Here is a 23,555-nt window from a genome sequence, read left to right on the forward strand (position 1 = left end):
CAGAGGCCACGCGAAGGCCTTACCCAGTGTTGCTTTTCACGCAACATCGCGCACCCTCAGCAACACCCGGCAGGGTTCAGAACCCGCGGTCGATCCACTCCTGAAGATGCGGAGCCTCGGCGGCGACGGTCGTCGTATCCCCATGTCCGGTGTATACGACGGTGTCCCCCGGCAGGCCGAGCAGCCGGTCCCGGATCGAGTCGACGATGGTCGGGAAGTGGGAGTACGACCGCCCCGTGGCCCCCGGCCCGCCGGCGAAGAGCGTGTCCCCGCTGAAGAGGGCGTTCAGAGCGGGCACGTACAGACAGACGGCACCGGGCGCGTGCCCGGGCGTGTGCAGCACGGTCACCTCGACCCCCGCCACCGCCACCGCCTGCCCGTCGACCAGTTCACCGTCGGGCGCCCGGTCCGGGTGGGTCTGCTTCCACAACGGCAGGTCGTCGGGGTGCAGCAGGACCGGAGCGCCGGTGCGGTCGGCGAGGTCGGGCGCCGCGTCGATGTGGTCGTTGTGCGCGTGGGTGCAGATGACGGCGGTGAGCCGACGGTCGCCGACCGCCTCCGCGATGGCGTCGGCGTCGTGCGCGGCGTCGATGACGACGACCTCGTGATCGTCACCGATGATCCAGACGTTGTTGTCGACGTCCCAAGTGCCACCGTCGAGCGTGAACTGCCCTGCCGTGACGAGGTGTTCGATACGGGCGGCCATCACAGCACCACCACCGAACGCAGAACGTCGCCGCCGTGCATCCGCTCGAAGGCCTTCTCGACGTCCTCCAGTGCGATGGTCTCCGTGACGAAGGCGTCCAGATCCAGCCGCCCTTGGAGATAGAGGTCGATGAGCATGGGGAAGTCGCGGGAGGGCAGACAGTCGCCGTACCACGACGACTTCAGCGAACCACCCCGCCCGAAGACGTCCAGGAGCGGGAGTTCGAGCTTCATCTCGGGGGTCGGCACGCCGACGAGGACGACCGTGCCCGCCAAGTCCCGGGCGTAGAAGGCCTGTTTGTACGTCTCGGGGCGCCCGACGGCCTCGATGACGACATCGGCGCCGAAGCCGCCGGTGAGTTCGCGGATGGCCTCGACGGGGTCGCTCGTCTTGGAGTTGACGGTGTGCGTGGCGCCCAGCGAGCGGGCCTTCTCCAGCTTGCGGTCATCGATGTCCACGGCGATGATCCGCGCCGCACCCGCGAGCCGGGACCCGGCGATCGCCGCGTCACCGACACCGCCGCACCCGATAACCGCGACGCTGTCACCGCGCCCGACGTTGCCGGTGTTGATGGCGGCGCCGATGCCGGCCATCACGCCACAGCCCAGCAGCCCGGCGGCGGCAGCCGACGCGGCCCGGTCGACCTTGGTGCACTGGCCCGCCGCGACCAGGGTCTTCTCGGCGAAGGCGCCGATACCGAGAGCCGGAGAGAGTTCGGTGCCGTCGAGCAGGGTCATCTTCTGCTTGGCGTTGTGGGTGTTGAAGCAGTACTGCGGCCGTCCGCGCCGACAGGCGCGGCAATTCCCGCACACGGCACGCCAGTTGAGGATCACGAAGTCGCCGGGGGCAACATCGGTGACGCCCTCCCCCACCGACTCCACCACGCCCGCAGCCTCGTGCCCGAGCAGGAACGGGAAGTCGTCGCTGATACCGCCCTCGCGATAGTGCAGGTCGGTGTGGCAGACCCCGCAGGCCTCGACCTTCACCAGCGCCTCGCCCGGCCCGGGGGCGGGGACGACGATCGTCTCCAGGCCGACGGGGGCACCCTTGCCTCGCGCGACGACAGCACGGACCTGATGCGTCATGGCCACTCCTCCGCTGATAGGAGACCTGAGCAGAACGTTGCTCATTACGGCACGCTTCGCACGTGCCGCAACACAGCATCACGGAGGGCAGAACGGGGGTCAAGGATTCGGGTCGGCGCACACCGCCGGCGTCACCGGCCGCCGATCCCCCGTAGAAAGGTGTCGACGACCATGTCGGCGGCCTGGGCATCGGTGAGTTCGGGCAGCTGCTGCGAGGCCAGGTGCATGAGCTGCGGCAGCAGTGAACTCGCCCATGCGACAGGGACGTCGGCGCGCAGCAGCCCCTCGCCGATGGACCGTTCCAGGAAGGTGTCAACCTCGCGGATCACGGCGTCACGCCGCCCGCGGATCGTCTCGTCGGCCTTCATCCGGGTGAGCTCCACGGGCCACGTGCGATTGACGCCGATGATCCCCTCGACGTACCGGTGCAGGGCGACGGCGACGGGAGCCTCGCGCAGCCTGGCGTCCTCGACGGCCCGCTCGATGGCCTCGACGCGGGCCTCGTAGATGGCGGCCAGCAGTTCCTCACGGGAGGCGAACCGCCGGTAGACGGTGCGCCGGTCGACACCGGCCTCGGCCGCGATGGCGGCGATGCTCGCACCCGGATCGGCGGCGAGCATGCGCGCTCCGGTCGTCAGGACGGCTTCGAGGTTGCGTACGGCGTCGGCTCTCACACGCCGAAGCATAGCCCGCCATGTGGAACCTAACCTGCCTAACACCTCGCCAGTGAGGCCGTCTGACACTCAAGTGCTACATTTAAGTGACAGATATCGAGAACGATCGATCGCCCATCAGCCGCCCGGGAGAGAGCACATGATCACCTACGACCGACTCTTCATCGCGGGTTCGTGGACCGTTCCAAGCAGCCCCGACCTCCTCGACATCCGCTCGCCGCACGACCGCACGGTGATCGGCCGCGCCGCGCAGGCCCGCCCCGCCGACATGGACCGGGCCGTGGCCGCCGCCCGCGCCGCCTTCGACGAGGGCCCCTGGCCGCGTACCGCACCCGCGGAACGCATCGCGGTCATCCGGCGGCTGAACGCGCTGCGCGAGGCCGACGCCGAGAAGATCGCGGCGCTGATCTCGGCGGAGAACGGTTCGGCCGGCTGGTTCACGCTGGCCGGGCAACCGGGTCTCGGCCGCCAGGCGGGCGCCTACCTGAAGGCGGCCGAGGAGCTCGGCTGGGAGGAGACCCTGACGCCGTCCGACCCCGGCTCCCCCACCCGGAGCGTCGTGCGCCGCGAACCCATCGGTGTCGTGGCCGCCGTCATCCCGTGGAACTCCCCGTTCTCCGCGGCCCTGGCCAAGGTCATCCCCGCGCTGCTCGCCGGAAACACGGTCGTCCTCAAGGTGTCCCCCGAGAACTCGCTGAGCATGGGCTTCCTCGCCGGACTGTTGGAACGGGCCAAACTGCCGGAGGGCGTCATCAGCGTCCTTCCCGCCGACCGCGAGACCAGTGAGTACCTGGTGTCGCACCCCGGCGTGGACAAGATCGCGTTCACCGGCTCGACCCGGGCCGGCCGCCGGATCGCGTCCATCGCGGGCGGGCAACTGAAGCGGGTCAGCCTGGAGCTGGGCGGCAAGTCGGCCGCCGTCATCCTCGACGACACCGACGTCCAACAGGCCGTACAGGGACTGAAGTTCGCGTCCCTGTTGAACAACGGCGAGGCCTGCATCGCGCAGACCCGCGTCCTCGCGCCGCGCAGCCGCTACAACGAGGTCGTCACCGCTCTCAAGAACCTCGTCGAGTCGCTCAAGGTCGGAGACCCGAACGACCCCGACACGTTCATCGGCCCGATGGTCCGCCCCGACCAACAGCAGCGCGTACGCGACTACATCGAACTCGGCATCAAGGAAGGCGCCCGCCTCGTCACCGGCGGCCCCCAGGTCCCGCCCGGCCTCGAAGGGGGCAACTACGTCACCCCGACCGTCTTCGCCGACGTGGACAACTCGATGCGGATCGCGCAGGAGGAGATCTTTGGACCGGTCCTTGTCGTCGTCCCCTACGACGACGAGAGCGACGCCGTACGGATCGCCAACGACTCGGAGTACGGCCTCTCCGGCGGGGTGTGGTCCGCCGACCAGGCCCGCGCGCTCGCCGTCGCCCGCCGCCTGCGCACCGGCACGGTCACCGTGAACGGGGCGCCCATCGCCTTCGACGGCCCCTTCGGCGGCTACAAGGCCAGCGGAATCGGTCGCGAGTACGGGGCAGTCGGGCTCGCGCAGTACGTGGAGTACAAGACCGTCACCCTCACCCCGGCCGTTTCATAAGCCATCGGTGTCCGCGATTTCAGCCCGCGCAACCAAGGGAGCCCATCCGGTCAAATACCCAGAACCGTACGGGCGGTGAGGAAGTAGATCACCAGTCCCGTGGCATCGACCAGGGTCGTCACCATCGGGGCCGACACCACCGCGGGGTCGATGTGGAGGCGTTTGGCCAACAGGGGCATGGCGCCACCGACCGTCGCCGCCCAGCCGCAGATGATCACCAGGGTGATGCCGACGACGACGGCGATCTGCGCGCCGACGAACAGCGTGCCCAGCACCATCCCGAGGGTGGCCAGCATCGTGCCCAGCACCACATCCACCCTGCACTCGCGCCAGATGACCGCCGGCAGATCGGAGACGCGCACTTCACCCACGGCCAGCGCACGTATCGCGGCGGTGGCCGCCTGCGCTCCCGCGTTGCCGCCGGTGCCGATCAACAGCGGGATGAACATGGCCAGTTGGGTGGCCTTCTCCAGCGTGCTCTCGAAAGCCTCCGTCACGGTCACCGTGAGGGTCGCGGCCAGCAGCAGAAGCAACAGCCACACGACCCGGTACCGCGCCAGCTGCCAGACGGACGCCGCCATGTAGTGCCCCATCCAGGGAGCCGCCCCGGACTGCAGTACGACATCCTCCGTGTCGCTCAACTGGGCCACGGGGCCGGAGAGGTCGGCCAGCCAGCGGGTGGCACGTCCGCCGCGCCCGGTCGCGTCGACGACGAGGTCGGCCGTCAACTCCCGCTCCGCACCGCCTTCGCACTCCACGACCCGGACACCGGCGACCCGGGATCCGTCCGACGCACCGAGCAACCCCGCGGCCTCGCACCGGTCGATGATCTCCACACCGGGCAACTCCCTCACCCGCGCCCGGATCTGTCCCTCAAGCTGAGACCGGGTCGGCTGGTAGATGGGCGTGGGGTCCGCGTAACGGCCCTCCTGGCACAGGAGGTGACCGCCCGGCGCGAAGTACATCTCGGTGGGTTCCCGGACGACGGGGACCCCGCCCGCCTCGAACTCCTCAAGCAGTCCGGGGAACATCTCCTGGAGCCCCCGGGTGCCGGCGGCAGAATCGCGTGGGCGTGCCGTCCTTGCGGCAGCCGCGCCGGTTCTCGTCCGTCTCCGGGAGGACGTCCCGGTCGACCACGGTGACGCGGTCGAAGGTGTCGGACCGCACCCTGGCGGCGAAGAGACCGGCGATGCTGGCTCCGAGAACCACGCAGTGGCCGCCGCGGGCAGGCGGCTCCTTGGGATCATGCGGACGTGCGGTGTCGTCAGACATGCGATTCCTCTGCTGTCCGTGAGGCGGGTGACGGGGCTGATTTCCCGGTTGCGCCGACGGGAAGAGCTCCACGTCGGCCGTGAATCCCTCATTCCTATTCCACGGAGCAGGGCCTCACTGAAGGATGTGTGCATGCTGGATGACCTGGACCGTGCCCTGATCCACGCGCTGCACATCGACGGCCGCGCGCCTTTCAGCCAGATCGCCGCCGCCCTCGACGTCTCACCGCAGACCGTCGCCCGTCGCTACCGCCGGCTGCGCACCGAGGCTTCCCTGCGGGTCGTAGGACTTCCGGATCCCCATCAGGCGGGTCAGACGCAGTGGCTCGTCCGGCTCACCGCGGCGGCGAGTTCCGCTCAGGACCTGGCCTACGCGCTCGTCCGCCGACGGGACACGTCGTGGGTGAAACTCACGTCCGGCGGCACCGAGATCGTCGCGATCATCCACGCACCGACCGAGGCCGACGCGGGCAACTCCCTGCTGCTGCGTGACATCCCGCGTACCAGCAACATCACCGCGGTGTCCGCGCACTGCATTCTGCACACCTACCTCGGCGGTCCGACGAAGTGGCGCCGCAGCGCCGACACGCTGGACGAGGCGCAGCAGCGCGTCCTGCGCGAGCACGACGCGGCCGACACCTCGTACGTGCCCGTGCCGCGCCAACTCACCGAAGCCGACGCGGGCTTGCTGGTCGCTCTCCAGAAGGACGGCCGGGCCACGCACGCGGAACTGGCGCAGGAGACGGGCTGGTCCCCGGTCACCGTGGCGCGCCGGCTCGCCGATCTGCAGGCGGGCGGTGCCATCTTCTTCGACGTCGAGGTCGACACCGGCCACTTCGGTGCCAACACCAGGGCGCTGCTGTGGATGTCGGTGAGCCCGGCGCAGCTCGAGAACGTGGCGACGACACTGGCCGACCACGACGAACTGGCCTACGTCGGCGCGACCACGGGCCCCACCAACCTGGTGGCTCAGGCCCTGTGCCGCGACCCCGCCGACCTGCACCACTACCTGGCCCGGCGGCTGGGTTCCCTGGACGCCATCCACACCCTGGAGACCAGCCCGGTCCTTCAGAACCTCAAGGCGTCGAGCCCCATCATCACCGATCTGGCCCGCACCAGAATCCCCCCTTCCCCTGCCCGTACACGGATCTGACGGCCTGTGACCCACAAGCCACCGGCACGCCGAAGCGGCGGCCCGGAGGCCGCCGCACACACCCGGCGGGATATCGCGCCGCTAGGACCTGTCCGGCGGACCATGCCGCAGACGCGGGGCCTGGCACGCCCATCTGCCGGTTGTCGTCGGTCTCCTGCGACCTGATCCGCCGGGCAGGTCCTAGTGCCCGGATCCCTCGTCGGCCGGAGCGTTCTTGTCGATCATCATCCGACTGGCCGCGAAGCTGACCACCACCAGCGCCACGGCGACCCAGAAGGCCAGCTGGACGGCATGCAGGGCGGACCGGTCACCACCGTCACCGGCGCTGCCGAGGTAGACACTGCCGAGGACCGCCACCCCGAGCGTCGCGCCCAGTTGCTGAACCGCGTTCAGCAGACCGGCGGCCGAGCCGATCTCCTGCGGCTGGAGCGGCTTGAGCGCGATGGTGAAGAACGCCGGACTGAACAGGCCGACTCCGAGCCCGACGACCGCGAGCGCGAACAGCAGCGGCGTCGGGTACGTGTGCGCGTCGGCCGTGTGGTAGACGGCGATGGCAGCGAGCGCGCCGATCAGCAGAACGGCCAGCCCGAGGGACATCATGCGGTGGCCGTAACGCCTGACCAGGTGTGCGCCGGCCACCCAGGAGGCGACGGCCAGGCCCACCGACCACGGAGCGAGGGTCAGCCCCGCCTTCAACACGTCTGTGCCCAGACCGAGTTGGAGCTGAAGCACAATGACCATCATCAGACCGTTCGTGACGGCGAAGAAGGACATCGACGTCACCAGTGCGGCCGGGAACCCGTGGTGGGCGAACAGACTCGGCTCCACCAGCGGGCTGCGTCCGGCGGCGGCCACGTGACGCTGGTGCACCGCGAACACCGCCATCAGGCACAGCCCGGCCACGATGGCCGTCCAGCTCCACCCCGACAGGGCGGTCAGGTCGGCGCCGATCAGCGGGTAGACGAGGAGGCCGATGCCGGCCATGGCGAGCAACGTGCCGGTCACGTCGAGGCTGGGCCGCTTGGGGGCACGGTTCTCCATCAGCTTGGGCGCGATCGCGAGGACGACGACCGACACGGGGATGTTCACCAGGAACGCCGCGCGCCACGAGGAGCCGAACAGGTCGGCGTGGGTGAGCACTCCGCCCAGCACCGGCCCGCAGACGGCGGCCAGACCCATCACCGGCCCGATGCTGCCCAGGGCCTTGGACATCTCGGGACCGGCGAACATCGTCTTGATCAGGCCGACGGTCTGCGGAATGATCACCGCCGCCGCGGCTCCCTGCACCACGCGGAAGGTGATCAGGAGCCCGACGGTGGGCGCTGCGGCGCAGGCGGCGGACGCGACCATGAACCCGGTGACGCCGATGACGAACAGCCGCTTGCGCCCGGCGATGTCACCGAGCCGGCCGCCGGTGATCAGCAGCACCGCGAACGGCAGGGTGTAGGCGGTCGTGAACCACTGGATGTCGGAGACCGACCCGCCCAGATCGGCATGGATCTTCGGTGCGGCGACCTGCACGATGGTCGCGTCCAACAGGTTCATCGCCTCACCGAGCAGCAGGGCGGTGAGCGCCGGCCACCGCCATCGGTACGCCGTGGGGTTCGGCGACAACACACGCTCAGCAGTCATCAGGGGATTCCTCTCCACCGTTGTCGACGCGCCGGCCCGGCCTCGGCGAGCGAGGCTTCGTGGCCGACCACCACTGAGCCTGGCGGCGAGGAGAAGGGGTGCTCCAGCCAGAGTGGGGACTTGGTGGATTCCTTCCATCGGTGCCACCCCTGGAGTCGATTTCCCACAGGCCCACCGGGTGGGAGTACGACATCCGCGGCACCGTCGTCCGGCCCCGGGGCCGGGCATGCGGTGTGAGGTTCCTTCAACGGGGCGCTCCCGATGGAAGAAATGCTCCAGTCCACCGCCGTCACTGGAGCAGCGCACGTGATCACTTCACGCTGGGGTTCCCCGGCCGCCACCGGCGATCCGGGGCTCGACCCGTCACGTTCATCCTGTTCAGGAGCGCGCATGGCCGTAGTGCCCGCCACCCAGAGAGAAGTCCGCCTCCTCACCAAGCCGACCGGGCTGCCCCGTCCGGAGCATTTCGGTGTGGTCGAGACCCCCGTCGTACCGCCAGGGGAGGGCGAGGTGCTGGTACGCAACCTCTTCTTCCATCTCTTCTTCCACGTCTTCGCCACCCTGCGCATCCTCATCGCGGGTGCGACCCAGGACACCCCGTTCCCGGTGCTCGACGCCGGTGACACCCTCGTCGGCGCGGCGATCGGCGAGGTGGTCGAAGCGCCGGAGGGCAGCGGCCTCAAGTCGGGCGACCTGGTCTCGCACTGGCTCGGCTGGCGTGAGTACGCCGTCGTACCGGAAGCCGAGTGCACCCGGCTGGACCGCACGGTGCTGCCGGATCCGGTCGCTCACCTCCAGCAGGGCTGGACGGCGTACGCGGCGCTGACCCGCGGGGTCGAACTCCGCCCCGGAGACACCGTGTTCGTCTCCGCCGGCGGCAGCGGCATCGGTTCGATGGCCGGCCTCGTCGCCCGGCAGCTGGGGGCGGGGCGGGTCATCGCCAGTGCCGGTTCGCAGGAGAAGGCCGACCGGTTGCGGACCGAACTCGGCTACGACGACGTGGTGGTCCGCGGCGCGGGACCGCTCGCCGAGCAGCTGGCGAAGGCGGCACCCGACGGCATCGACGTCTGCTTCGACAACGTCGGCGGGGAACAACTGCGGGCGGCCGTCGACGCGGCGCGCCCGGGCGCCCGGTTCGTGCTCATCGGCGCCCTGTCCGGGCAGCTGGCACCGGAGGGCACCGGAACCACGGCCCCCGTCGAGCTGGACTCGCTGCCGCTCATCCACAAGCGCATCGAGATGCGCGGCTTCAGCTCCGACGACTACGACGACAAGGACGAATGGACCGAGCGCTTCGGTGCGTGGCTCAGGGCCGGGGAGATCACCTTCCCCCATGTACGCGTCAAGGGCATCGAGAACGCTCCCCGAACCCTGCTGGAGGTGATCGAAGGACGGCACATCGGTGCCGTCGTCGTCGAGCTGTAGCTCCGTAACCGCCCCGTTCGCCAACCGAGTCAGGAGTCCCAGTGTCGCGAGCCGCAACCGAGGTCCTCGACCTTCCCATCGACGTCACGCCCGAGCCGGACGAGCTGATCCGAGCCGCCATGGCGTGGCACTTCGGCCCGGAGACGGGGTCACCGTTCTGGCTGGAACGGGCCAAGAGTCTGCCGTTCGATCCACTCACGGACGTCAGGACCCACGACGACCTCACCCTGTTCCCGAACATGGCGGCCGAGCTGCGGGACGTACCGCGCAGGACCTCATACCGCGTGGGTACGGTCGATCGCCCGACGTCACAGGGGTGTTCGAGAGCGGCGGCACCACCGGGGCGCCGAAGCGCGTCGTCCTGCTGCGGGACTGGCTGGAGCGGATGCTCCACTGGAGCAACCTCAACCTCGACGCCCACGGCTTCGAGCGGGGTGTCGACTGGCTCGGCCTGGTACCCAGCGGCCCGCACATCGTCGGCGAGTACTTCCGCAGGTCCGCGGCCACCCACGGACGGTACGGGTTCACCCTGGACCTCGACCCCCGGTGGGTGAAGAAACTGATCGCCTCGGGCCGCCGGGCCGACGCGGACGCCTACGCCGAACACCTCGTCGACCAGGCGGCGTTCGTGCTGCGCACCCAGGACATCGGCGTGCTGACGATCACTCCCCCGCTGCTCGAACGCATCGCCCGGCGGGACGACTTGACCGAGCTGGTCAACGAGAAGGTCCGGGCGATCCGTTGGGGCGGAACCCAACTGGACCCCGACTCGCGCCACCTCTACAAGACCGAGGTCTTCCCCGATGTCGTTCTGTGCGGGAACTACGGCAGCACCATGATCCTCGGCTTCGCCGGCGAGCGCCCGGGGCTGCCGGACGACGCCGGCTGTGTCTTCGACCCGTACAGCCCGTACGTCACGTTCTCCGTCGTCGACCCGAAGACACTGCGCCCGGTCGTCCACGGAGACCGGGGCCGCGTCCTCGTGCATCACGTGAGCAAGTCGTTCTTCCTGCCCAACAACCTGGAACGGGACACCGCGACCCGGATCGAGCCGCTCACCGGACACGCGGGCGACGCCGTGGCCGACATCGCGCCGGTGACGACCTTCGAGAACGAGGCCGTGATCGAGGGGGTGTACTGATGACCGGGCCCCGTTCCGACGTGGTCCCGCTCGACGCCCTGGGGCCCCGAGGGCCGTACCGCGCACGCAACCGCCTGGCCGTGTCCGGCGTGGCGGGCCGGAAGAGCGCCGAACTCAGCCTCGTACCGGCCCTGTTCGTCGATCGCACGATGAAGGCCCTGCACCGGGCCAGCACTCCCCCGCCCGACGAGCGGATCGGCATGATCGGCCGGGCCGCCGAACTCTTCGCCACCGCCACCCTGGACGGCCTGACACCCGACGAGTACGCCCACCGGGTCAGCCGGGTCGGCGGAACACCGATCTCCGTGGTGCGGGCCACCGCGACAGCCATCTCGGCACGGCTGCGCAAAGCCCACTTCAGCGTGGAGCACGCCAGGCCGACCGGTGCGGTGCACCGGTGGGACGATCCGCTGACCCGCACCGGGCGCGCGGTGTGGGTGCGGCGCGGGAACGTGTTCGGGGTGCACGCGGCCGGCAACCATCCCGGACCGCACAGCCTGTGGCCGGAGGCCCTCGCTCTGGGCTACCGCGTCGCCGTACGGCCGTCCCGCCGTGAGCCGTTCACTCCCCACCGCCTGGTCACGGCTCTGCGCGCGGCCGGCTTCGGCGACGACCAGGTGGCACTCCTGCCGACCGACCACACGACGGCGGACGCCCTGCTGCGGGGCTCCGATCTCGGGCTGGTGTACGGGGGCGAGGACATGGTGCGCAAGTACGCGGGCGACCCCTCGGTGCTGCCGCAGGGACCTGGCCGGTCGAAGATCCTGCTGACCCGGGAGGTGGACTGGCGGGAACACCTCGACACGATCGTCGACTCGGTGAGCGGTCACGGCGGCACGGGCTGCGTCAACACGACGGCCGTCTTCGTGGAGGGTGATCCCGCCCCGCTGTGCGCCGCGCTCGCCGAACGCCTGGCCGCCGTCCCGAGCCTGCCACCGGAAGATCCGGCAGCGGTCTTCCCCGTCCAGCCACTGGCCACCGCCAAGGCCCTCGAAGCCCATCTCCTGCACCGGGCGACCGGCACCACGCCGTGGCTCGGCGGCGACGGCGTACGGGACGAACTCGGCGACGGCAGCGCCGTACTGCGCGCCGCGGTCCACCAGCTCGACCGGCCCGACGCTCCGCAGGCCGCCGTGGAACTGCCCTTCCCCTGCGTGTGGGTGGCGCCCTGGACACGTGCGGCGGGCCTCGCGCCGGTGCGCGACAGCCTGGTCCTGACCGCGGTCACACACGACGACCGGCTGGTGGCCGAGCTGGTGGAGGAACCGTCGATCAGCAACGTGTACGTGGGGAAGCATCCGACGTACTGGATGGACTCCGGGCTGCCGCACGACGGCTACCTCGCCGAATTCCTCATGCGGTGCAAGTCGGTGATCAGGGACTGACACCGGTTCCGTCGCCCGTTGGCGTTGAATCCCCACCGCCCCCGCCGACGGGGGAGCTGCTTCCCTCCCCGTCGGCGGCCATGTTTCATCCTGCCCCGCAGGATGCGTGAAGGATGGTGTGCGAATGCTCGACGAACTCGACCGCGCCCTGATCCACGCGCTGCACATCGACGGACGCGCCTCCTTCACCCACCTGGCCACCGTGCTGGCGGTGTCCCCGCAGACGGTCTCCCGCCGCTACGACCGGCTCCGTGATCAGGCCGCTCTGCGGGTCGTCGGACTGCCCGACCCTCAGCTGACGGGCCACGAGCAATGGCTGCTGCGCCTCACCGCCGCCCCCGAGACCGCCCTGGACCTCGCGCACGCCCTGGTGCGCCGCGCGGACACCTCATGGGTGTACCTCACCGGAGGGGGCACCGAGATCGTCGCCGTGCTGGAGACCCCCCTGGGCACCGCACACGGCCACTCCCTGCTCCTGCACGAACTGCCGCCGAGTGTGGGTCTCACCGCCGTCTCCGCCCACCACCTGCTGCACACCTACCTGGGCTGGCGCACCCCATGGCGCATGAGCGCCAACACACTGACCCCGCGTCAGCAACGCATGCTGGGCGGAAGGACGTTCACCGGGTACGGCGGGACGCGGCACCCGGACCACCACCGCCAGGTCCAGCTGTCCCCCGCGGACCACGCCCTGATGGACGCGTTGCGACGGGACGGGCGAGCGGCCGTCGCGGAACTCGCCGCCGACACCGGCTGGTCACCGGCGACGGTCTCACGGCGGCTGGATCACCTGCGCGCCTGCGCGGCGATCTTCTTCGACATAGAGATCGACCCCGTCCTGCTGGGCGGGAGCGTCAAGGTCCTGCTGTGGATGGCGGTCGCCCCGGCTCATCTCGACGAGGTGGCGGAGTCCCTGTCCCGCCATGACGAGCTGGCCTTCGTGGCCCACACCACCGGCCCCACCAATCTCGTGGCCCACGCCCTGTGCCCGGACAGCGCCGCGCTGTACCACTACCTCACCCACGGCCTGGGCGCGGTCAAGGCGATCAGCACTCTGGAGACGGCACCGGTGCTGCGCACGCTCAAAGCGGTAGGGACGATCGCACCCCCCGGACCGCCTGATCGCCGAGGCTGAACCGTGCGGAGATCCTCGCAGGAAACACGTCACCGCGAAGGCGGGCGAGAGAAGCAGCAGTTCAGAGGCGGTTTCGGGGCGCCACCAGCCGGCCGCCGGCTCCCCGGGACCGCGGCGGTCACGGGCCGCGTAGGCGTGCAGGACCCCGGCCGCGTGTCCACCGTCGAAGAACGGACCACCGGCGAACACCCGCGGGAGAGGGAACAGGCCGAAGGTCAGCGCGGTCACGATCCCGAGGTTCCGTCACTCAAGGGTGCATGACGATCTTTCCCACGTGCTCCCTGCGGGAGAGTTCCTCCTGCGCCCGGGCGGCCTGGGTCAGGGGGAAGGCCGCGGCGATGACGGGCCGCACCTCGGCGCGGCGGGCCAGGTCCATGAGGAGGCCGAAGTGGGTGGGCGTGTGCATCGAGGACCCGATGGCCTGGGCGTTGTGCAGGTAGAGGCGGCGCACGTCGAAGGTGACGTCGTGGCCGCCGAGTGCGCCGGCGATGACCCACCGGCCCCCTTCGCGCAGCAGCGGCAGCACCTCACTCACCAGTTCGCCGGCCACGACGTCGAGGGCGATGTCGAGGCCCTCCGGAGCGGCGGCGCGGATCAGCTCGGCGACGTCTCCCGCGCGATCGACGACTTCGTGCGCGCCTGCCTCGCGCACCGCGTCGATCTTCGCTCCGCTGCTGATGGCGAGCACCCGCGCGCCGCGCGCACGGGCGATCTGCACCAGCGCGAGGCCGACACCGCCGGACGCTCCGGAGACCAGGGCGGTCTCCCCCTTCCACAGCCGGCCTCGTTCGATCATGCCCAGCGCCGTGCCGTAGGCGGTCGGCAACGCCGCGAGCTGGTCGTCCGTGAGCGGGGATTCCGTCACGTCGTGCACCCGCTCCACCGGCGCCGTCACGTACTCGGCGTATCCGCCGTCGCGTTCGCTCCCCATCAGGCCCACCGGGTTGGCGTCCGGCCCGTCGGCGTCGTAGATCGCGGGGTCGACGACCACCCGGCGTCCGACGAGGCTCCCGTCCACCCCGGTCCCGGCGGCCACGACGCGGCCGGCCACGTCGGCGCCCTGGATACGCGGGAAGTCGATCGGGCCGCGCCAGCCCGACAGCGCCTTCGGGTCTCCCGGACGGCCGTAGGCGCCCTCCCGGGTCCACAGGTCGGTGTTGTTCAGGGCTACGGCGCCGACCTGGACCAGGACCTCTCCCGCCCGCGGATCAGGGACGGCGACCTCCGCCGACTCAAGAACCTCCGGCCCTCCGTGACCCGTGATGCGCACCGCTCGCATGACCTGGGACGCGCTCATCGCCTGAACCTCCTCGCAGGTATACTGATCTGTGAACATCTCCCACCGTACACCGATCAGTGAAGGGGCCCGCAGTGCAGGAAGCGCGGCCATTGACGCCGGCCGGGCGCCGGATCGTGGCGGCCGCGGAGGAGCTCTTCTACCACCGCGGCATCACAGCGGTCGGCGTGGATCTGATCGCCGAGCACTCAGGGGTGACCAAGCGGACCCTGTACAACCAGTTCGGTTCGAAGGACCACCTCGTGGCGGCCTACCTCACGGGCCGCGACCAGCGCTGGCGGTCACTCGTCCGTGCCGCCGTCGACGCCGCCGACGATCCCGTCGAGGCCGTCACCGCTCCCTTCGAGGCACTGCGGACCTGGAGCGAGACCAACACCCGCGGCTGCGCCTTCATCAACGCACTCGCCGAACTCCCCGACCCCGCCCATCCCGCACACCGCATCGCCGCCAACCAGAAGCTCTGGCTGCTGAACCTGTTCGAGGAACTCGCCGTCGCAGCGGACTGCCCGCACCCGGCCACCCTCGCCACCCGACTCCTCGTGCTGCACGAGGGTGCTCTCGCCACGCAGCCCCTCTCGCTCGACAGCCTCCCGGCCAGCACGGACCTGGCACGAGCCCTGGTCCGAGCCGGCACATCACCCCGCCGCTAGAGCGTTTTCGGCAAGGTGCCGCCGTTCGGCCAGGCCGGGTCGGGCAGCGTGCCGGACATCACGGCCCCGGTCATGATCCGCGGGACTTGGCCCTGCTCTCGGATACCTCCCTCTCCGCCGCTCGGCGCGCTCACGGTCACGGGGTGCGGCGGGACAGCGTGCACGGGAAGAGGCGGGAGTGAGTGTGACTCGCCCCGTACTGAGCACTCGGAGAGCGGGGACGCACGTCATGCACCCCGCGTTGATTCCGAGGCGAGGAGATCAGTGATGCCGGCAGGTTCCAGCCCCAAGCGGGAACGGCAGTACGAGCACATCAAGGACAGTGCGAAGAAACGCGGAGCCTCCACCGGACGCGCGAAGGAGATCGCCGCGCGGACCGTCAACAAGGAGCGGGCTCGCTCGGGCGAGGCACAGCAGGCGAGCAAGACCTCCACCCAGGACAAGAAGTCCGCCTCCCAGCGCGGGGGCGAGCGCTCGCACCGTGGCCCCGTGAGCCCCACCAAGGACCAGCTCTACGAAGAGGCCAGGAAGCGCGACATCCATGGCCGCTCGTCCATGAACAAGCAGCAGCTGCGCAAGGCCCTCGGCCACTGACCCACCACACACGCCGCAGACTCGCGACATCGTCCCGAAGAAAGGCGCATCACCATGGCTGACAAGGCCCTCGACGGCCACCGCGTACTGGCGCTCGTCACCAACTACGGAGTCGAACAGGACGAACTGCTGGTGCCGCTCAAGCGGCTACGGGCGGACGGTGCGGACGTCACCGTCGCCGCCGCTACGGCGGACCCGGTCCAGACCCTGGTGGGAGACAAGGACCCCGGCGAAACCGTGGAGCCCGACGCCACCTTCGACGTGGTGGATCCCGACAGCCACCAGCTGCTGCTGCTTCCCGGCGGCACCCTCAACGCCGACCAGCTCCGCCTCGACGACAAGGCGCTCGCCATCGTCAAGGCGTTCGTCGCCTCGGGCCGCCCCGTCGCCGCGATCTGCCACGGCCCTTGGGCCCTGGTCGAAGCAGACGCCGTCCGGGGCAAGACCCTGACGTCCTACGCCTCACTGCGCACCGACATCCGCAACGCCGGAGCCGCGTCCTGGGTGGACGAACCCGTGGTCAGCGACACCGCGGGCGGCTACACCCTGATCACCTCCCGCACGCCCAAGGATCTCGACGCCTTCCTCGACGCGATCGACAAGGCCCTCATCGGTTCCTGAACCAGAAACCCGACCCGCGGAGGGCAGCCACATTCCGTGCCCTACGGCCCTGTCCACGACGGCGCTCCCGCTCGGGGACGCCCATCTCGAAGATTGGACCTTCCATGCTCAAGGCCATAGCTGACGTACTGCGCTCGATCGGGGGCGCGATCGCCACCGTCGTCACCCTGCCCTTCCGCGCCGTCGCCCGACTCTTCGGCGGCGCCTCCGACAGCGCACACGGCCATCACTGAGAAACCCGATGCTCTCCGCCTGCCCGCTCTGGGGGCGACGCGCCCAGTGTTCCGGAACTGCTGGGCGTCCATGCGGGCAGGCGTTCACGCCGAGGCGACTCCGGGCCCCCGCGGACCGATGCGCCGATTTTCATGCCCCAGGCGAGGACGCGGAAAAGCTCGGCTACCAAGGGTGGCAGCGACACTCATCGCCGTAGCGCTGTACCTGTTCCTGCCCCAGCGGCTCCTGATCCCCCCTTGCTATGTACTGCCGACCCTGGAGTGTGTGCTGCTCATACCTCTCGCGGCGAGCAGCCTCCTCGTGCTGGGAACCCTGATCCATGAGCTGGTGTCCGCCGAAGTGAAGGACGGCCGGGCCCAGTTGGTGGCCTCGCTGCAGATCTGGCTCACCAACATCATCGTCCTCGGTCTGGCCTACTGGGAGCCGGACCGGGGCGGCCCGGTCAGCCGGACCCAAGTGCCCCGTGAATCACTGCCGTTGACGGACTTCCGCTTCTCTCAGGACGAGAACGACGACGCCGTTCAGGAGGTCTCCGACGGCGCCGGCAAGACACCCGGCTGGGTGCCCATGTGGAGGGCGTCGCCGCTCTGGTGACGTCGCTCCTCGTGATCGCCCGCGCGGTCAGCATCCTGCACTGAAGCTGTTCCGGCGCTCTCACCAGCAGGGACCGCCCATCGTCCAAGCCCCACAAAGGCACCGCCAGTTCTGGTCCCTGGGGCTACGGATCCCGTGTCACCGAATCGGGCTGGAAGCCCGCAGATGCCCAGGTGCTCCAGCGGTCAGGTCGCCGCCGTCACCGTGCGGATTCGGAATCACGCTCACGCGGCAGTGCCGCCGGCGACGGCCGCGGCCGTCCGTCGCGCCGTGCGTCGTGCTGCGCGAGGGCGGACAGCAGTGCTTCGACCGTCATCCCCGCCTCGGCCGGATGCCGCAGGATGGTCCCCGGTTGGATCCGATACGCGTTGGTCCGACCCTCCCGGGTGTGGGTCAGATAGCCGTCCTCCTCCAGATCCGAAATGATCTTCTGGACGGCCCTCTCGGTGAGCCTGCAGCGCGCGGCGATATCACGGATGCGGGTGCGGTGATCTTCGGCGATCGCGGCCAGCACCCGGGCATGGCTGGTGAGGAACGTCCATCCTGTGTGCGTCTCGGATACTTCACCCATGAACCCCAGCATAGGGCGCAGGTTTCGCGCATACAAAGACGCGAAATAGATTTCATGCATCTCTTGACGTGTTTCATGCGCCGGACGAAACTTGTATCGGCAGAGGACAGGCGAAGGCTTCGGGAGCGACCGCCATGCCGGAACACGACCCTTCCGCTCCGCCCAGGAGCAGCCCAGCCGTCCGGGCGACTCCGCGCGTCCCGGCGGCGGTCGACCCGTCGGCCTTCCTGGAGATCGTGACGCGTCCGGCCGGGAACCGGACGGTCGTGGCGGTCTCCGGAGAGATCGACATCGATACCGAACAGACGCTGCAGCGCGCCCTGCGTCTGGCGCTGGCCCGATCGTCCGAAGGCGTCGACCTGGACCTGACCGGGGTCGGTTTCTGCGACTGTTCCGGCCTCAACGTCCTGCTGCGCGTCCGCCACATCGCCCTGGCGGACGGCAAGACGCTCCGCATCCGGGCCGCCGCTCCAGGGGTCGAGAGACTGCTGACCCTCACCGACACGGCATCGCTGTTCACCCACGCGCGTGCCCCCGTCAACGGGGTGATCCACGACTGGCACGGACATCGCGATCATTCCGCTGCGACGCACGACCTCATGGAGGAGAACGGCGTGTCCGACGAGGCCGAGGAGTTGCGCGTGGAAGTCGTGCAGCTCAAGCGCGCGATGCTGACCCGGCCGGTCATCGACCTGGCCCGCGGAGTCCTGATGGCCTCCTTCGGCCTCAGCCCCGACGACGCCTGGAACGTCCTGGTCGACGTCTCCCAGCACACCAACACCAAACTCCACCGACTGGCCGAAGACCTCGTCGACTCGGTCAACGGGCCGCCGCTGCCCGAACACCTGCGACAACAGATCTCCACGGCGGTCACCGAACTCTCACGCCCGGCGTAGAAAGGATGTTTCCCGCCACGTTCCACGGCCACCCGGGGGGCGGACGACCCGCCACCCGTGAGGAGAGCACCATGACGGAGTTCGGCTACTTCCTGTCCTGCGAGGAACACGGTCCCGCTGCATTGGTGGAGCAGGCCAGGATGGCAGAGCAGGCCGGGTTCACGTCTCTGTGGATCTCGGACCACTACCACCCCTGGAACGACAACCAGGGACAGAGCCCGTTCGTCTGGTCCGTTATCGGCGCGCTCTCACAAGCCGTCTCCCTGCCCGTGCAGACCGCCGTGACCTGCCCTCTCATCCGTATGCACCCGGCCGTCGTCGCCCAGGCCGCGGCCACCAGCGCCGTACAGCTGGACGGCCGCTTCCGGCTGGGCATCGGCAGCGGCGAGGCCCTCAACGAGCACATCCTCGGTGACGCCTGGCCCGAGGCCGACGTACGCCTGGAGATGCTGGAGGAAGCCGTCCACGTGATGCGCCAGCTGTTCACCGGGGAACAGATCAGCCACCGCGGCAAGCACTACACGGTGGAGAACGCCCGCCTGTACACGGTCCCCGACCAACCGGTGCCCATCGACGTCTCCGCGTTCGGCCCGCACGCCGCCGAGGTCGCCGGCCGCATCGGCGACGGATTCATCACCATGGCACCGGACACCCCCGCCATCGAACGGTTCCGACGCAGCGGCGGCGGAACCAACCCCGTCTCCGCCGGGCTCAAGGTGTGCTGGGCAACCGACAAGGACGAAGCCGTCCGTACCGCACACCGCCTCTGGGCGAACGAACAGCTCCCCGGCGAACTCGCCCAACTTCTGCCCACCCCACGCCACTTCGAGCAGGCATCGCAGCTCGTCGGCCCGGATCGCATCGAAGCGAGTCTCGCCTGCGGCGACGATCCAGACGCCCACGTCCAGGCGGTCAAGCAGTACGTCGACGCCGGCTTCGACACCGTCTACGTCAACCAGATCGGACCGGACCAACAGGGCTTCTTCGACTTCTACCGCACCAAAGTGCTGCCCCGACTCGGAGACTGACAAGCCCCCGTACTAGGGCGTTGTGCGTCAGCGGCCGTACCGATCTCGGTCAGTTCCGTTCCTTCTTGGGAAAGACGAACTCGTCGAGGACCAGGCCGGCCGCGACGGCCGCCGGGATGGCGACGAGGGCGCCGACGATGCCGAGGAGCGCGCCGCCGAGCAGTACCGCGAGGACGGTGACCAGTGGATGCACGTCGACGGCGAACTTCATGGTCCTGGGCACGATGAGGTAGTCCTCGGCGACCCGGAAAACGACGTAGAAGACCGCGGTCGCGATCGCGATGGGCAGGGACACGGAGAGCGCGACGAGGCTGACGACGATTCCGGCGAGGGTGGAGCCGACGATCGGGATCAGGTCCATCAGGGCGGTGAAGATGCCCAGCGCGGCGGCGTACGGGACGCCGGTGGCCGCGCACCAGCCGAAGGTCGCCACTCCGGCGATCCCCGAGGTGACCAGGTTGCCGAGCATGAACTTGCCGATCCGGTTCATGATCTCCTCGGCCACGCCCTCCACGCGCTCACGGCGGCTGGCCGCCACGAAGCGGTAGCCGAACTGCTTCATCGCCGGCAGAGCCGCCATGCAGTACAGGGTCACCGTGATCACGATCGTCGTGGACGTGACCGTACTCAGGACCATCTGGCCGGCACCCAGGACGCCTCCCGCCAGACCGGACGCTCCGCCTCCCGAGCCGATCTGCTCCTTGGCCTTCTCGACCACGTGGTAGCGGTCCTCCAGGCGACCGATCGTGGACTGGTGGTTGTGGACCTGCTCCAGCCAGCCGGGCACCGCGTCGACCAGCGCGCTGATCTCCTTGGCGACCGGCGGAATGACCAGCGCCAGGAATCCCGCGAGCACGACGACGAACCCCGTCAGGACGATCGCGACAGCCCAGCCGCGCCGCAGACCCCGGCGCGTGAACCAGACGACGAGTGGTTCGAGGCTGATCGCGATGAACACGGCCAGCAGGATCAGGGTCAGCATCGAACTGACCCGCAGAACGGTCTGGACGGCGAGCCACGCCAGGCTCGCCCCCAATCCCAGAGCGAAGCCGACCGTCACCCAGGACCGCTTGCGCCCGCCGCGCGCATCCCGTTGCGGGGGCTGCCGCGGCGCCTTCCGAAACTCCTCTACGGCGTCCGCCGGCCCGCCGTCGGAGCCGTTCACGTCCGCCCCTTCCGGCCCACCGTGCTCGTCCCGGGCGGACCCGGACTCGGACTGCGCAGACATCGCGACGCCTCTCCTCGGCTGCCTCACACGGGTGGGTGGCACCCGTCCCGGGTACCCAGGCACTCCGTTCGTACCGCGTGCGCGCGGGAGCCATGTCTGGCCGACGCGTCGAGAGCAGGTCACCATGGTGTGCGCAGTGACGTACGGCCGGCGCGGCAGGAGTGATGGCCGTTCCTTGCCGACGGCTTTGCCTCCCCGCTCGCGTTCCCGGGAAGGGGAACCTGCATGACAGTGAACGAATCCCCCCGCGGCACGACCCTGCTCGCGGACCCGCTGCGCAACAAAGGCACCGCTTTCGACTCCCGGGAGCGGGCAGAGCTCGGTCTCGACGGGCTGCTTCCGCCCGCGGTGGAAACGCTCGGCCAACAGGCCGACCGCGCGTACGAGGCATTCCTCGGCTACGACAAGCCGCTGAACCGGCACATCTATCTGCGCCAGCTGCAGGACACCAACGAGGTCCTCTTCCACCACCTGGTCACCAGCCATCTGGAGGAGACGCTGCCCGTCGTCTACACCCCGACCGTCGGGGAGGCGTGCCGGCGCTTCAGCGAGATCTACCGCCGCCCGCGAGGGCTGTTCCTGTCGTACGAGGACCGGCATCGCTTCCGGGAGATCCTGCGCAACCGCCCGCATTCCGACGTGGACGTCATCGTCGTCACCGACGGCCAGCGCATCCTGGGGCTGGGTGACCAGGGCGTCGGCGGCATGGGCATCCCGGTCGGCAAGCTCAGCCTCTACACCGCGATCGGCGGCATCCACCCGGCCCGTACGCTGCCCATCCTGCTGGACGCCGGGACGGACAACGAGGAGCTGCTGGCCGACCCGCACTACCTGGGCCGCCGCAAGCACCGGGTCACGGGTGACGCGTACGACGAGCTGGTGGAGGCACTCGTGTCGGCGGTGGAGGCCGAACTGCCCGGCACGCTGCTGCAGTGGGAGGACTTCGCGACCGCCCACGCTCGCCCGATCCTCACCCGCTACCAGGACCGGCTGCTGACCTTCAACGACGACATCCAGGGCACCGCCGCCGTCGCTCTCGGCGCGCTCACCACGGCCACGACGGTCGCGGGCACCCGGCTGACCGACCAGCGGATCGTGGTCCTCGGCGCGGGCTCCGCGGCGGTCGGGGTGGCCGACATGATCCGTACGGCCATGACGGACGAGGGCCTGTCACCGGACGAGGCCCGTGCGCGCTTCTGGTTCGTGGACGTCGACGGACTCCTGGTGGACTCCCGTGACGGGCTCAGCGAGGAGCAGCGCGTCTACGCCCGCAGCGACATGCCCGATTCGTACGACCTGGCCGAGGTGGTGCGCCGGGTGGAGCCGACCGTGCTGATCGGCCTGTCCACCGCGAAGGGCGCCTTCACCGAGGAGATCGTCCGGCACATGGCGTCCATGTGTGAGCGGCCGGTGATCTTCCCGCTGTCCAACCCGACCTCCCACTCCGAGGCCGACCCCGCCGACCTCGCCCTCTGGACGGACAGCAGGGCCCTGATCGCCACCGGTTCGCCGTTCCCTCCGCTGAAGACCGACGGCCGCGAAGTGCCGGTGGCCCAGGCGAACAACGTGTACGTCTTCCCGGCGATCGGCCTCGCGGTGACGGCCGCCCGGGCGACCAGGGTCACCGACCGGATGATGGTCGCCGCCGCCCGTGCCGTGGGCCGGTGCGCCGCACGGTCCGTGACGGACGACACCGGCCCCGCGCCGCTGCTGCCACCGTTGCGGGGCATGCGCGAGGCCGCCCTGGAGATCGCCGTGGCCGCGGCGGTGGCGGCCGTCGAGGACGGCGTGGCACCGGAGGCGACCGAGGACGAACTCCGGGCGGCGGTCACCCGCACCCAGTGGGCCCCGCGCTACGAAAGCTGACCCGGCGCGAAGCGTCGGCGCGCCGACCGAGGGGACCGTTGCCTGCCGACGCCCACGTCACGACTCGCGCGGGCGTCGAGACTGCCGCATCTGCATCCACCGCGCTGGATACGACTCGTCACTGCGGCCCAACAGTTGGACGCGATGGACTCACAGCGCCCCGCGCACGCCGCGTCCCGGAACCTGCCGACTTCAACAGCCCAACCGTCGCCACGGCCAGAGCGCGTATGGGGGCGGCCCTTCCGGCACATGAGCCGAACCGGAAGAGCCTGACCATCACATTCCCCCGGGGGACAGAGCGACGGCTGACAGCCGAGTGCCCACATATCCACCACCTACCTGCCGCCTCTGCCCGCCGAGTTCGGCTGCCGTCCGGGCGTCTGACGGGACGGTTTCAGGGCACTCGGCGGCCAGGAGGTTCAATCATGGTTCCCATCCTGCTGGTGTTGCTCGTGGTGCTGATTCTCTTCGGCGCCGGTTTCGCGGTCCAGGTTCTCTGGTGGATCGCTCTGGCCGTACTCGTCCTGTGGCTACTGGGGTTCCTGATGCGCGGGACGAGCGCGAGCGGAACTCGGGGTCGCTGGTATCGCTGGTAGTGGACGCGCGCGTACTGCCCAAGCCGGTCCTGGACCGGCTGCAGGTCCTGACGGAAGGCACCCACGAATACCGGTTCGCGCGCAACACCCACGTCGAGATGGACCCGACTCTGGTGCGCTTCCCGCAGCGGTCAGCGCACCACGGCCCCTGAGTAAGGTCCTTGCCGTACCCGGCA

At 69.8% G+C, this 23,555-nt stretch carries 24 protein-coding genes and 1 pseudogene; 16 read left to right on the forward strand and 9 right to left on the reverse strand.

Annotated features, from left to right (window positions below):
• Window positions 1-76: 76 nt before the first annotated feature.
• The 3 genes from ACGFY9_RS45110 to ACGFY9_RS45120 all read right to left on the reverse strand — a co-directional run bounded on the left by ACGFY9_RS45110 (window position 77) and on the right by ACGFY9_RS45120 (window position 2,411).
• Window positions 77-706: an MBL fold metallo-hydrolase gene (locus ACGFY9_RS45110; protein WP_393764383.1), complete on the reverse strand. Its 630-nt coding sequence runs from the start codon at window positions 704-706 to the stop codon at window positions 77-79.
• Window positions 706-1,791 (reverse strand): S-(hydroxymethyl)mycothiol dehydrogenase, encoded by a 1,086-nt coding sequence (locus tag ACGFY9_RS45115; protein ID WP_393764385.1) that lies wholly within the window; start codon window positions 1,789-1,791, stop codon window positions 706-708. The genes ACGFY9_RS45110 and ACGFY9_RS45115 overlap by 1 nt, the downstream gene beginning before the upstream one ends.
• Window positions 1,792-1,922: 131 nt before the next feature.
• Window positions 1,923-2,411 carry a TetR/AcrR family transcriptional regulator gene (locus ACGFY9_RS45120; RefSeq protein ID WP_393764537.1) on the reverse strand — a complete coding sequence of 163 codons (489 nt, stop codon included), beginning with the start codon at window positions 2,409-2,411 and terminating at the stop codon, window positions 1,923-1,925.
• A gap of 193 nt (window positions 2,412-2,604) precedes the next feature.
• Here ACGFY9_RS45120 and ACGFY9_RS45125 point away from each other — a divergent pair, with 193 nt between their 5' ends.
• Window positions 2,605-4,062: an aldehyde dehydrogenase gene (locus tag ACGFY9_RS45125; RefSeq protein WP_393764387.1), complete on the forward strand. Its 1,458-nt coding sequence runs from the start codon at window positions 2,605-2,607 to the stop codon at window positions 4,060-4,062.
• Window positions 4,063-4,112: 50 nt separating this feature from the next.
• Here ACGFY9_RS45125 and ACGFY9_RS45130 read toward each other — a convergent pair whose 3' ends face one another.
• Complete coding sequence (locus ACGFY9_RS45130) at window positions 4,113-5,093, reverse strand: magnesium transporter (protein WP_393764389.1); 981 nt, start codon at window positions 5,091-5,093, stop codon at window positions 4,113-4,115.
• The gene (locus ACGFY9_RS45135; protein WP_393764391.1) at window positions 5,074-5,334 is read right to left on the reverse strand and encodes a hypothetical protein; all 261 of its coding nucleotides are present in this window, start codon (window positions 5,332-5,334) and stop codon (window positions 5,074-5,076) included. Before ACGFY9_RS45135 ends, ACGFY9_RS45130 begins: the two co-directional genes overlap by 20 nt.
• Before the next feature lie 132 nt (window positions 5,335-5,466).
• On the opposite strand from ACGFY9_RS45135, the gene ACGFY9_RS45140 reads away from it, so the two are divergent.
• Window positions 5,467-6,486 carry an Lrp/AsnC family transcriptional regulator gene (locus ACGFY9_RS45140; RefSeq protein WP_393764393.1) on the forward strand — a complete coding sequence of 340 codons (1,020 nt, stop codon included), beginning with the start codon at window positions 5,467-5,469 and terminating at the stop codon, window positions 6,484-6,486.
• Between the two features lie 180 nt (window positions 6,487-6,666).
• Here ACGFY9_RS45140 and ACGFY9_RS45145 read toward each other — a convergent pair whose 3' ends face one another.
• A complete protein-coding gene (locus ACGFY9_RS45145) occupies window positions 6,667-8,118 on the reverse strand; it encodes an MFS transporter (RefSeq protein ID WP_393764395.1) in 1,452 nt (483 codons plus the stop codon).
• A 390-nt stretch (window positions 8,119-8,508) separates the two neighbouring features.
• On the opposite strand from ACGFY9_RS45145, the gene ACGFY9_RS45150 reads away from it, so the two are divergent.
• From ACGFY9_RS45150 to ACGFY9_RS45165, 4 genes are all read left to right on the forward strand, one after another.
• Window positions 8,509-9,543, forward strand: a complete 1,035-nt coding sequence (locus ACGFY9_RS45150) for an MDR family NADP-dependent oxidoreductase (RefSeq protein ID WP_393764397.1) — start codon at window positions 8,509-8,511, stop codon at window positions 9,541-9,543.
• A 316-nt stretch (window positions 9,544-9,859) separates the two neighbouring features.
• Window positions 9,860-10,684 carry a phenazine antibiotic biosynthesis protein gene (locus tag ACGFY9_RS45155; RefSeq protein ID WP_393764399.1) on the forward strand — a complete coding sequence of 275 codons (825 nt, stop codon included), beginning with the start codon at window positions 9,860-9,862 and terminating at the stop codon, window positions 10,682-10,684.
• Window positions 10,684-12,069 carry an aldehyde dehydrogenase family protein gene (locus ACGFY9_RS45160; protein ID WP_393764401.1) on the forward strand — a complete coding sequence of 462 codons (1,386 nt, stop codon included), beginning with the start codon at window positions 10,684-10,686 and terminating at the stop codon, window positions 12,067-12,069. The genes ACGFY9_RS45155 and ACGFY9_RS45160 overlap by 1 nt, the downstream gene beginning before the upstream one ends.
• A 124-nt stretch (window positions 12,070-12,193) precedes the next feature.
• On the forward strand, window positions 12,194-13,204 hold the full coding sequence (locus ACGFY9_RS45165) for an Lrp/AsnC family transcriptional regulator (protein WP_393764403.1): 1,011 nt from the start codon (window positions 12,194-12,196) through the stop codon (window positions 13,202-13,204).
• Between the two features lie 247 nt (window positions 13,205-13,451).
• On the opposite strand, the gene ACGFY9_RS45170 is transcribed toward ACGFY9_RS45165, so the two are convergent.
• Window positions 13,452-14,501 (reverse strand): zinc-binding dehydrogenase, encoded by a 1,050-nt coding sequence (locus tag ACGFY9_RS45170; protein ID WP_393764405.1) that lies wholly within the window; start codon window positions 14,499-14,501, stop codon window positions 13,452-13,454.
• 74 nt (window positions 14,502-14,575) lie between these two features.
• On the opposite strand from ACGFY9_RS45170, the gene ACGFY9_RS45175 reads away from it, so the two are divergent.
• From ACGFY9_RS45175 to ACGFY9_RS45195, 5 genes are all read left to right on the forward strand, one after another.
• Window positions 14,576-15,151, forward strand: coding sequence for a TetR/AcrR family transcriptional regulator (locus tag ACGFY9_RS45175; RefSeq protein ID WP_393764407.1), 576 nt, complete (start codon window positions 14,576-14,578; stop codon window positions 15,149-15,151).
• Between the two features lie 267 nt (window positions 15,152-15,418).
• Complete coding sequence (locus ACGFY9_RS45180) at window positions 15,419-15,745, forward strand: plasmid stabilization protein (protein ID WP_393764409.1); 327 nt, start codon at window positions 15,419-15,421, stop codon at window positions 15,743-15,745.
• Between the two features lie 54 nt (window positions 15,746-15,799).
• Window positions 15,800-16,366, forward strand: coding sequence for a DJ-1/PfpI/YhbO family deglycase/protease (locus ACGFY9_RS45185; protein ID WP_393764411.1), 567 nt, complete (start codon window positions 15,800-15,802; stop codon window positions 16,364-16,366).
• 104 nt (window positions 16,367-16,470) lie between these two features.
• Window positions 16,471-16,599, forward strand: a complete 129-nt coding sequence (locus ACGFY9_RS45190; protein ID WP_266732075.1) for an LPFR motif small protein — start codon at window positions 16,471-16,473, stop codon at window positions 16,597-16,599.
• 172 nt (window positions 16,600-16,771) lie between these two features.
• Window positions 16,772-17,194, forward strand: a complete 423-nt coding sequence (locus ACGFY9_RS45195) for a hypothetical protein (RefSeq protein WP_393764413.1) — start codon at window positions 16,772-16,774, stop codon at window positions 17,192-17,194.
• Window positions 17,195-17,393: 199 nt separating this feature from the next.
• Here ACGFY9_RS45195 and ACGFY9_RS45200 read toward each other — a convergent pair whose 3' ends face one another.
• Window positions 17,394-17,765, reverse strand: a complete 372-nt coding sequence (locus ACGFY9_RS45200; protein ID WP_393764539.1) for a helix-turn-helix transcriptional regulator — start codon at window positions 17,763-17,765, stop codon at window positions 17,394-17,396.
• A gap of 134 nt (window positions 17,766-17,899) precedes the next feature.
• On the opposite strand from ACGFY9_RS45200, the gene ACGFY9_RS45205 reads away from it, so the two are divergent.
• Window positions 17,900-18,661, forward strand: a complete 762-nt coding sequence (locus ACGFY9_RS45205; protein WP_393764415.1) for an anti-sigma factor antagonist — start codon at window positions 17,900-17,902, stop codon at window positions 18,659-18,661.
• Between the two features lie 71 nt (window positions 18,662-18,732).
• The gene (locus ACGFY9_RS45210) at window positions 18,733-19,689 is read left to right on the forward strand and encodes an LLM class F420-dependent oxidoreductase (RefSeq protein WP_393764417.1); all 957 of its coding nucleotides are present in this window, start codon (window positions 18,733-18,735) and stop codon (window positions 19,687-19,689) included.
• Window positions 19,690-19,738: 49 nt separating this feature from the next.
• Here the strand turns inward: ACGFY9_RS45210 and ACGFY9_RS45215 are convergent, their stop codons facing one another.
• Window positions 19,739-20,917: an AI-2E family transporter gene (locus tag ACGFY9_RS45215; RefSeq protein ID WP_393764419.1), complete on the reverse strand. Its 1,179-nt coding sequence runs from the start codon at window positions 20,915-20,917 to the stop codon at window positions 19,739-19,741.
• Between the two features lie 225 nt (window positions 20,918-21,142).
• On the opposite strand from ACGFY9_RS45215, the gene ACGFY9_RS45220 reads away from it, so the two are divergent.
• From ACGFY9_RS45220 to ACGFY9_RS45230, 3 genes and pseudogenes are all read left to right on the forward strand, one after another.
• Window positions 21,143-22,783, forward strand: coding sequence for an NAD-dependent malic enzyme (locus ACGFY9_RS45220; protein ID WP_393764421.1), 1,641 nt, complete (start codon window positions 21,143-21,145; stop codon window positions 22,781-22,783).
• A 425-nt stretch (window positions 22,784-23,208) separates the two neighbouring features.
• A complete protein-coding gene (locus tag ACGFY9_RS45225) occupies window positions 23,209-23,379 on the forward strand; it encodes a hydrophobic protein (RefSeq protein WP_393764423.1) in 171 nt (56 codons plus the stop codon).
• Window positions 23,380-23,381: 2 nt separating this feature from the next.
• Window positions 23,382-23,501 (forward strand): annotated as a pseudogene (locus ACGFY9_RS45230) (RNA polymerase sigma factor SigF); the annotation flags it as partial.
• Window positions 23,502-23,555: the final 54 nt, after the last annotated feature.

The sequence above is a fragment of the Streptomyces sp. NPDC048504 genome, from assembly GCF_043200035.1.
In the GTDB taxonomy this organism is placed as follows: Bacteria; Actinomycetota; Actinomycetes; order Streptomycetales; family Streptomycetaceae; genus Streptomyces.

What these genes read in the sequence shown, in the direction of transcription:
- ACGFY9_RS45130 (WP_393764389.1), bottom strand. Translation starts at nt 5,093, where the DNA reads ATGTTCCCCGGACTGCTTGAGGAGTTCGAGGCGGGCGGGGTCCCCGTC.
- ACGFY9_RS45165 (WP_393764403.1), top strand. Translation starts at nt 12,194, where the DNA reads ATGCTCGACGAACTCGACCGCGCCCTGATCCACGCGCTGCACATCGAC.
- ACGFY9_RS45190 (WP_266732075.1), top strand. Translation starts at nt 16,471, where the DNA reads ATGCTCAAGGCCATAGCTGACGTACTGCGCTCGATCGGGGGCGCGATC.
- ACGFY9_RS45200 (WP_393764539.1), bottom strand. Translation starts at nt 17,765, where the DNA reads ATGGGTGAAGTATCCGAGACGCACACAGGATGGACGTTCCTCACCAGC.
- ACGFY9_RS45110 (WP_393764383.1), bottom strand. Translation starts at nt 706, where the DNA reads ATGGCCGCCCGTATCGAACACCTCGTCACGGCAGGGCAGTTCACGCTC.
- ACGFY9_RS45150 (WP_393764397.1), top strand. Translation starts at nt 8,509, where the DNA reads ATGGCCGTAGTGCCCGCCACCCAGAGAGAAGTCCGCCTCCTCACCAAG.
- ACGFY9_RS45160 (WP_393764401.1), top strand. Translation starts at nt 10,684, where the DNA reads ATGACCGGGCCCCGTTCCGACGTGGTCCCGCTCGACGCCCTGGGGCCC.
- ACGFY9_RS45210 (WP_393764417.1), top strand. Translation starts at nt 18,733, where the DNA reads ATGACGGAGTTCGGCTACTTCCTGTCCTGCGAGGAACACGGTCCCGCT.
- ACGFY9_RS45185 (WP_393764411.1), top strand. Translation starts at nt 15,800, where the DNA reads ATGGCTGACAAGGCCCTCGACGGCCACCGCGTACTGGCGCTCGTCACC.
- ACGFY9_RS45225 (WP_393764423.1), top strand. Translation starts at nt 23,209, where the DNA reads ATGGTTCCCATCCTGCTGGTGTTGCTCGTGGTGCTGATTCTCTTCGGC.
- ACGFY9_RS45120 (WP_393764537.1), bottom strand. Translation starts at nt 2,411, where the DNA reads ATGCTCGCCGCCGATCCGGGTGCGAGCATCGCCGCCATCGCGGCCGAG.
- ACGFY9_RS45215 (WP_393764419.1), bottom strand. Translation starts at nt 20,917, where the DNA reads ATGTCTGCGCAGTCCGAGTCCGGGTCCGCCCGGGACGAGCACGGTGGG.
- ACGFY9_RS45205 (WP_393764415.1), top strand. Translation starts at nt 17,900, where the DNA reads ATGCCGGAACACGACCCTTCCGCTCCGCCCAGGAGCAGCCCAGCCGTC.
- ACGFY9_RS45220 (WP_393764421.1), top strand. Translation starts at nt 21,143, where the DNA reads ATGACAGTGAACGAATCCCCCCGCGGCACGACCCTGCTCGCGGACCCG.
- ACGFY9_RS45135 (WP_393764391.1), bottom strand. Translation starts at nt 5,334, where the DNA reads ATGTCTGACGACACCGCACGTCCGCATGATCCCAAGGAGCCGCCTGCC.
- ACGFY9_RS45145 (WP_393764395.1), bottom strand. Translation starts at nt 8,118, where the DNA reads ATGACTGCTGAGCGTGTGTTGTCGCCGAACCCCACGGCGTACCGATGG.
- ACGFY9_RS45125 (WP_393764387.1), top strand. Translation starts at nt 2,605, where the DNA reads ATGATCACCTACGACCGACTCTTCATCGCGGGTTCGTGGACCGTTCCA.
- ACGFY9_RS45115 (WP_393764385.1), bottom strand. Translation starts at nt 1,791, where the DNA reads ATGACGCATCAGGTCCGTGCTGTCGTCGCGCGAGGCAAGGGTGCCCCC.
- ACGFY9_RS45140 (WP_393764393.1), top strand. Translation starts at nt 5,467, where the DNA reads ATGCTGGATGACCTGGACCGTGCCCTGATCCACGCGCTGCACATCGAC.
- ACGFY9_RS45180 (WP_393764409.1), top strand. Translation starts at nt 15,419, where the DNA reads ATGCCGGCAGGTTCCAGCCCCAAGCGGGAACGGCAGTACGAGCACATC.
- ACGFY9_RS45170 (WP_393764405.1), bottom strand. Translation starts at nt 14,501, where the DNA reads ATGAGCGCGTCCCAGGTCATGCGAGCGGTGCGCATCACGGGTCACGGA.